Here is an 8025-nt window from a genome sequence, read left to right on the forward strand (position 1 = left end):
GTCAAGCACCAGTGCGGACTTTTTGATAACGATCCCATTCCTGGGCCAGGTCGCTAGTATCGTTAGCAATCGACGGGGCGATGGGGGCGATCTCGGGCGTTCCGCACTCGGATCCCTACCGGTCTTCGGGGGTTCACCCGAGTGCCGCACGACCGATCGGGTGAGGAGCGAGCATGACGACGACGTCGTTGAACGGTGCAGCCGCACAGCCGACGGTCAAAGACGTCGCCGCCTTGGCCGGCGTGAGCCCGATGACTGTCTCACGCACCCTCGCGGGCGGCAAGAATGTGCGCCCCGAAGTGCAGGAGCGGGTGCTCGAAGCCGTGGAGACCCTCGGCTATCACCGCAACGAGAACGCCCGCAGCATCCGTCCCGGCCAATCGACCCGCCTGATCGGCGTCGCCATCACGAACCTCGGAAACCCGTACTACAGCAGCTTCGCCCTCGGGGTCGAGGAGGTCGCTGCGCAGTACGGCTGCAGGATCATGCTCGGCAACACCGATGAGGACCTCGGCCGAGAGCGCCAGCTCATCGCCGACTTCATCGGCCGCCAGGTGGAGGGGCTGGTGCTCGTGCCGTCGACCGACGACTCCGCACACCTGCAGCCGGCGGTGCTCCGGCACACTCCGCTCGTGCTGGCTTCCCGGACCGTCGCCGGCCTCGACGCCGACTCCGTCGTGCTCGACGACGTCGGAGGCGCCTACCGAGGCACGAAGACCCTGCTCGAGGCCGGCCACACGCGGATCGGCTATCTCGGGAACGTGACGAGCGTGTTCACCGGCCGGAGGCGGTTCGAAGGCTACGCGCAGGCGCTCGCCGAGTTCGGGATCGATGTCGACCCGACCCTGGTTCGCCGCGGACAGCAGGATATCGAAGCCGCCAGCGCCGCGATGCAGCAGCTGCTCGACCTCGACGATCCGCCCACCGCCGTGTTCTGCGCCAACAACCGCAACTCGATCGGTGCGCTCAAGCAGATCGGCACCCGGCTCGCGGCTTCGGCGCAGAGCGGAGTTCCGCTGCCGCCGATCGTCAGCTTCGACGACTTCGAGCTGGCCGAGATGATGCCTGTACCCGTGACCGTGGTCGACCACGACGCCCGCGAGCTCGGCCGGGAAGCAGCCCGGATCCTCTTCGCACGCCTCACCGGCGACGACGATTCGGATCACGGGCGGCAGGTCGAGATGCCGACCCCCGTGCGGGTAGTGCGCGCCYAATGACCCAGCAGGGGTTGCGCAAACGATTCTGTCGTGCACTATGGTAACGATATCAAGATTCGAGGTCGAGTCGAAGGGAGCCTCATGTCGACACTGTGCGTTGATTTCGGCGGCACCGAGATCAAGCTCGGCATTCTCGAGCGTTCGCGGTTCCTCGTCAGCGCATCGCTCCCCAATCAGKGCGGMGACGGCGACCTGCAACGGGTGCGCGAGACTGTGGATCAGCTGCGCCGGAGCGTCGAGAGCGGGGCTGTCTCCGCGGTCGGCATCGCGGTCCCCGGTGTGGTCGACCGCGCGCACGCGAGCCTCGTGGCGGCCCACGGCAAATACCCCTACCTGCAGGATCGCGATCTCCGCGCGTGGGCGAACGACGCGTTCGGGGTGGACGCCGTGGTCGTCGAGAACGACGCCCGCGCCGCACTCGTGGGGGAAGCGACCTACGGCGTTGCCGCCGGCGCCACCGACGCGGTGCTCGTCACCCTGGGAACGGGCATCGGCACCGCGGCGATCATCGGCGGGAAGGTGCTGCGCGGTGCGCACGACCACGCCGGAATCCTCGGCGGGCACGTGACCGTCGACCTCGACGGCCCCATGTGCAACTGCGGAAACGCGGGCTGCGCCGAAGCGGTCGCCGGCACCTGGGCCCTCCAGCGCGATGTCGCATCCGATCCGGCTCTCGCGGCATCCGCACTCGGCGAACGCGCCGCGCGCGGCCCCATCGGGCTCCGCGATCTCGTCGAGACCCGTGCCGAGCCCGCTCCCGCCGCTCTGCTCGACCGCTATCTGCGCGCATGGGGTGCCGCGATCGTCACCCTCTGCCATGCCTACGACCCCGACGTCGTCGTCGTCGCGGGGGGCGTCATGCGCTCGACCGACCTCATCCTCCCCGCCCTGTCGGACTATGTGCACGCACACCTGTGGTCGTCGTCGCACCGACCCCGATTCGTCACCCCGGCGGCTCCCGAGCATTCCGTCCTGCTCGGTCTGTCCGCCCTGGCCGGGCACATCGGCGACCGCACCGCCCTCCCCCGAAAGGACGCTCAGTGACGATCGACGATCAGCACTCGCCGACCACCTACGACAAGCAGCCGTCCATCGCGCTGCCGCCCGGGAGCACCATCTGGTCGGGCCGCGAGGCCTGGGAGGAACTCCGCGCGGCCGCACGGACCGCGGCCGGCGAGCGCCCGGCCGTCGTGGCGATCGACACCTACCCGGGCGTCGACCTTCCAGCGCTGATCGCGGAGCTGCGCGAGAACCTCCCTGAGTTCGACGTCGTCGACGTAGAGGATGCCGCAGCCCAGCCCATCACGGTGATCGACGACCTCATCGGCCGCAACCTCACCGACGACCGGGTGTTCGGCGTGCTCAGCCACTTCACCCTCGACGAGTTCTACGACCGCCAGAAGCTCGAAACCCTCGCGGCCTCGATCGTCGCGGCCGCCCGACCCGTCATCCTGGTCGGCTGGGGCGCGGCATTGGTCCCGGTGCGCCCGGACGTGCTCGTGCTCGCCGATCTGGCCCGCTGGGAGATCCAGCTGCGCCAGCGCCGTGGGGCGACGAACTGGCGCACCGACAACCCMCGCGAGGACATCCTCCGCAAGTACAAGCGCGGGTTCTTCGTCGAGTGGCGGGTCGCCGACCGGCACAAGCGCGATCTGTTCGACCGGATCGACTATCTGCTCGACACGAACAGGAGCATCCGCGACGCTGGTCTGATCACCGGTGACGCCTTCCGGCTCGCGCTGAAGAGCGCATCGGCCGCACCCCTGCGTGTCGTGCCGTTCTTCGACCCCGGCGTGTGGGGCGGACAGTGGATGAAGAACCGCCTCGATCTCGACCGTGAGGCGACGAACTACGCGTGGTGCTTCGACTGCGTGCCGGAAGAGAACTCACTGCTCCTCGAAGCGGACGGGCGCGTGGTGGAGATCCCCGCCATGGATCTCGTTCTCAGCCAGCCGCGCGGACTGCTCGGCGACAAGACGTTCGCGCGGTTCGGCGCCGAGTTCCCCATCCGCTTCGACTTCCTCGACACGATGGGCGGCGGCAACCTGTCGCTGCAGGTGCACCCGCTCACCGACTACATCCAGAACGCCTTCGGCATGCATTACACCCAGGACGAGAGCTACTACCTGCTCGACGCCGACGAGGATGCGGTGGTCTACCTCGGCCTGAAGACCGGGATCGACCCTGAAGCGATGATCGCCGACCTGCGGGCTGCCACAGATGGACAGCATCCGTTCGACGCCGAGAAGTACGTCAACCGCATCCCGGCCCGCAAGCACGACCACTTCTCGATCCCGGCCGGCACGGTGCACGCCTCCGGGGCGAACTCGATGGTCCTCGAGATCTCCGCCACCCCGTTCATCTTCACCTTCAAGCTGTGGGACTGGGGACGAGTCGGCATCGACGGCATCCCCCGGCCGATCCACGTCGACCACGGCAGCCGCAACATCCAGTGGGAGCGGGACACCGAGTGGGTCCAGAGCCACCTGCTCGGCCAGGTCGAGCTCGTAGGCGAGCGGGAGGGACTGCGCGAGGAGCGCACCGGGCTGCACGACCTCGAGTTCATCGAGGTGCGGCGCCATTGGTTCACCGACGAAGCACGGCACGATACCGACGGCACGGTCAACGTGCTGAACCTCGTGGAGGGCGACCAAGTGGAGATCGCCAGTCCGACCGACGCTTTCGCACCGTATCGCATCCACTACGCGGAGACCTTCATCGTTCCCGCCGCGGTCGGGCCGTACCTCATCCGCCGCACAGCGGACTCGAAGAGCGAGCGCTTCGCGACGGTCAAGGCATACGTCCGCGGCACGCGCAAGGGAGACGAGTAGCAGCCGCGCCCCCTGCCAGGATGGCCGCATGGAACGTCCCGATGAGCGCGCCGACCTCCCGCGGCTGACGCCGCTGATCGTCGGCGCCGCGGCAGCCATCGTCGCGATCATCTTCCTGTGGGTGGTCATCTCGGCCCGCCGAGACCAGCCGTTCCCGATCGACGTGTGGTGGCACGAGCTGATGCTCGCGAGTCGGACGGATGCCGGACTCGTGCTCGCGTGGATTCCCAGCCACCTCGGCGGGCCGGCCGTTGCCGCGGTCACCTCGGTGGCGGTGGTCGCGACACTGCTGATCCTGCGATGGTGGTGGGCCGCGATCACCGTCGCCGCGACGCTGGCCGTGTGCATCCTGATCGCTGCACCGCTCGCCCGGATTGTGGGGCGGATCAGGCCCGAAGACTCGCTCGCGGAGATCGTCCCCACCTCGTACCCGTCGGGGCACGTCGCGTTCGCTGCCGCGTTCGTCACGGTCCTGGCGCTGCTGTTCCGGCACTGGCTCTGGTGGGTGTTCGGAGCAGTGTGGGTCATCTGGATGATGTGGGCTCGCGCCTATCTCTCCGCGCACTGGCTGACCGACATCATCGGCGGCCTCTTCCTCGGCGTGGCCGTGGGCACCCTGGTGTGGGCCGTCGTCGAGACGATCCGCCGGCGGCGGGTACAGCGAGCGGCCGACTCAAATAGTTAGAGGTTTGACAGTTAGAACTCTAACTATTACAGCGCCGACCCGGCGGTGCTCACCGACGGCACGCTGATGCTCACCGCGATGCTCGTCTCGACGATCTTCAACGGATTCACCGGTCTCGTGATCGCGGTCTTCCCGGCCACCGAGCAGATGCGCAACGCGACGATCATGTCGGTCGCGCAGGGCGTGCTGTTCATCCCGATCATCCTGATCGGCAACGCCGTCGTCGGGATCAACGGGGTCATCTGGGCGATGACCATCACCGAAGCGCTGACCTTCAGCCTCGGCATCCTGCTGTTCGTGCTCTCCCGCCGCGCTCTCAACGCCGCACCCTCCGCGGAGGCGGAGGAGGCGGCCCGCGAGGTCGAGGCGGAGGTGGCACCCGTCCGGTAGGCGCTCCGCAGTCCGCTAGCAGGCCGGACCAGGGCGCGCAAGGCCGTTCCCACAGCGGCACAGCGGGTAAGACTTCTCGCACCATGAGTACTCCGTCCAGCCTCGTCGCCGATCGCTATCGACTGGTCAAGATGATCGGCGCGGGCGGGATGGGGATCGTGTGGCAGGCGTGGGACGAGCGGCTCCACCGTCCGGTCGCGCTCAAGATGCTGCGCACCCAACCAGAGCTCACCGACGCCGAGCGTCAGCAGTCGACCGACCGAGCTCTGCGGGAAGCGCGGATCACGGCCGGACTGCGTCATCCCCACGCCGTGACGGTGTTCGACGTGATCGAGCACGACGGACAGCCCTGCATCGTGATGGAGCTCATCGAGTCGACGCCGCTGTCTGACCTGTTGAGTGAACACGGCACGCTGACCCCGGCTGTGGCAGCGCGGATCGGGGCGGAAGTCGCCTCTGCGCTCGCGGCAGCCCACAAGCTGCGGATCGTGCACCGGGATGTGAAACCCGGCAACATCCTGATCACGGCGGACGGCTCGGCGATGATCAGCGACTTCGGGATCTCACACGCACTCGGCGACGCGACGATCACGGCGACTGGCCTGATTCACGGCACTCCCGCCTACCTCGCACCGGAGGTGGCGCGAGGGCTGCCGACGAGCTTCGCCTCCGATGTCTTCTCGCTCGGGTCGACTCTGTACGCGGTGCTGGAGGGCGCCCCGCCGTTCGGGTCCGACAGGAACGCGATCGCTCTGCTGCACAAGGTCGCCCGCGGTGGCTACCGGCCACCCCAACATGCCGGCCCGCTCGCGCCGTTGCTGAACGAGATGCTGTCGACCAACCCGAAGGGCCGACCCAGCATGGCCTCCGTCGTCGCGTCCTTGTCCGCCGTACATCAGGACTCCACACCCTCGGCGGCCCTGCCGGCTGGTGGCGCGGTCGCGGTCGCGGCGCTGATCGACGGCACACCGATCGCGAGTGGCGAAGATGTCCCGACCGAGGCTGTGGAGCACGGCCCGCCCGCGGCCAGTGACCCGGACGTCACGACCGAGGCTTTCGAGCAGCACCCGCCCGCGACCACCACTGTCCCCGTCGATGCCCAGCTTCGACCGACCCCCGCGCCGCACACTCCCACCGCGCAGACCATCGCCGCCGATCAGCCCACTCGCTACCAACCGCCGACCGCCGAGACCGAGCCGCTGGCCGGCGCGACCGTTCCGGCCCGCGTTTCGACGGGGCAGGCGGGCGTCCCGCCGGTGGAGGGAGTGCCGCCGGCCGAGCGCGCCACCACCCGCCGCCGTCGTCGCCGTGCCGGTGTGATCGTGGGCCTCCTGGTTCTGCTCCTCGGGATCGCGGTAGGTGCCGCAATGCTCTTGAACCCGCTGCGGCCCGCAGGCGACGCTGCCGGTCCGACCGCGAGCCAGACGCCCGCTTCATCCGCGAGCCCGACACCGCCCGCGATCATCGAGACACCCGACCCTCAGGCCACCCCCCTCCCGCCGGCCGCCTCGACTCCCCCTTCGCCGGAAGCGGAGCCTGCGCCGCCGCCGCCTACCGGAGAGCAGCGCGCGATCGAGACGATCTCGGGCTACTACGCGATGCTTCCGGGCGACCTCGACAGTGCGTGGCCCACGATGACGGCGGACTATCAGGAGAACCACGCCGGAGGGCGCGGGGGCTACGAGGCCTTCTGGTCGACCGTCGACGCCCTCGAGATCGCCGACGTCAGCGCCTCTGCCCCCGATCGGGCACAGGCGACGCTCACGTATCACTTCCGGGACGGGCGCGTGGTGCAGGAGGTGACGAGCTTCCAGCTGGTGGACGAAGAGGGCGCGCTCAAGATCGCCGCGACGGACGTGCTGAGCAGTACGCAGCTCTGACCCGCGGTCTGCCGGGCTACGAGTGGTCGCGAGCGAACGCCGCCATGACGTCGACCCGCGAGTCGCCGACTGCACCGAAGTCGTCGCGCAGGCATCCGCCCAGTTCCTCGAGCGCGCCGTCCAGGACGGACCCGGCAAGGCGGAGCTGGGCGTGCGGTGACCTGGTGGCGGCATCGGCCAGTGCTTGGGCGACCGGCAGCGCGTGCCCGAGCGATGTGGGCGCTTCACCCTCGCGAAAGTAGTACGACTCCGGGCTCTGGCTGAGGTCGACGCGTGCCCCCGCGATCTGCTGCGCGACCGTGTGCAAGACGAGGGCTGCGGTGGACGCATCGATCTCTCCCAGCTGCTCGGGGTATCCCGCGCGTCCGAGCAAGGTGAGGTGCAGCGCGGTGGAACGCCGGCGAGCGAGGGTGGGGAAGAGCTGGAGCAGCCAGGTGGCCCCGGCGGTCAGCAGCGCGAATCCGGTCACCGCCTGCAGGGGCGAAAGCAGGCGGACAACCGGATCGATGGGCACGACTTCCCCGAAGCCGAGCGTCGAGAGCGACACCAGCGAGAAGTAGAGGGCTTCCAGAGCATCCKGGTATCGCGCTGGATCCATCCCTGCGGAGTAGAGGAATCCGTCGGGGACGTGCGGAAGGTAGAGGAATGCCCAGCCGACCGCCTGAATCGCCGCCCAGGCGAGCACGACGCTGATGGCCGCCAGCGGCCCGGATGCGGCGCGCGCTCGTCGCCCCCAGCGCGAGGTGAGCCGCCAGATGCCGACGACGATCCCGCGCGAGAGCCGCCCTCGGGCGTGCGGGTGCACGAGGGTCAGGAAGATGTCGGATAACCCGTAGGCGACGATCGCCGCGCCCGCGACACTGCTGAGAACGCCCCCAGCCGTGCTCACGCTAGCCTTCGCTCCGCATGGAACCCCTCCTCGTGCCATCTTCGTGCGGCACACGTCGTCGGCGGACGGGGTTGACATCGCGCGAGGGAGCCGGCCGACATCCCTGGGGGTCGGAGATTCCCCAGGGATGGAT

The 8025-nt window shown here is 68.9% G+C and carries 7 protein-coding genes; 6 read left to right on the forward strand and 1 reads right to left on the reverse strand.

Annotation, left to right across the window (positions count from 1 at the left end):
- Nucleotides 1-173 precede the first annotated feature (173 nt).
- The 6 genes from AC1DVT_RS15870 (at nucleotide 174) to AC1DVT_RS15895 (ending at nucleotide 7003) form a co-directional block, all read left to right on the forward strand.
- Nucleotides 174-1217 carry a LacI family DNA-binding transcriptional regulator gene (locus AC1DVT_RS15870; RefSeq protein ID WP_477389960.1) on the forward strand — a complete coding sequence of 348 codons (1044 nt, stop codon included), beginning with the start codon at nucleotides 174-176 and terminating at the stop codon, nucleotides 1215-1217.
- A gap of 81 nt (nucleotides 1218-1298) precedes the next feature.
- Nucleotides 1299-2261, forward strand: a complete 963-nt coding sequence (locus AC1DVT_RS15875; RefSeq protein ID WP_477389961.1) for an ROK family protein — start codon at nucleotides 1299-1301, stop codon at nucleotides 2259-2261.
- The gene (locus AC1DVT_RS15880) at nucleotides 2258-4048 is read left to right on the forward strand and encodes a class I mannose-6-phosphate isomerase (RefSeq protein WP_477389962.1); all 1791 of its coding nucleotides are present in this window, start codon (nucleotides 2258-2260) and stop codon (nucleotides 4046-4048) included. The genes AC1DVT_RS15875 and AC1DVT_RS15880 overlap by 4 nt, the downstream gene beginning before the upstream one ends.
- Before the next feature lie 28 nt (nucleotides 4049-4076).
- Nucleotides 4077-4733 (forward strand): phosphatase PAP2 family protein, encoded by a 657-nt coding sequence (locus tag AC1DVT_RS15885; protein ID WP_477389963.1) that lies wholly within the window; start codon nucleotides 4077-4079, stop codon nucleotides 4731-4733.
- A gap of 45 nt (nucleotides 4734-4778) precedes the next feature.
- Entirely contained in the window at nucleotides 4779-5123 is a 345-nt protein-coding gene (locus tag AC1DVT_RS15890; RefSeq protein WP_477389964.1) for a hypothetical protein, read from the forward strand.
- A gap of 83 nt (nucleotides 5124-5206) precedes the next feature.
- On the forward strand, nucleotides 5207-7003 hold the full coding sequence (locus AC1DVT_RS15895) for a serine/threonine-protein kinase (RefSeq protein WP_477389965.1): 1797 nt from the start codon (nucleotides 5207-5209) through the stop codon (nucleotides 7001-7003).
- A gap of 16 nt (nucleotides 7004-7019) precedes the next feature.
- On the opposite strand, the gene AC1DVT_RS15900 is transcribed toward AC1DVT_RS15895, so the two are convergent.
- Entirely contained in the window at nucleotides 7020-7892 is an 873-nt protein-coding gene (locus AC1DVT_RS15900; RefSeq protein ID WP_477389966.1) for a potassium channel family protein, read from the reverse strand.
- Nucleotides 7893-8025: the final 133 nt, after the last annotated feature.

The sequence above is a fragment of the Microbacterium sp. P2_F9 genome, assembly GCF_056403635.1.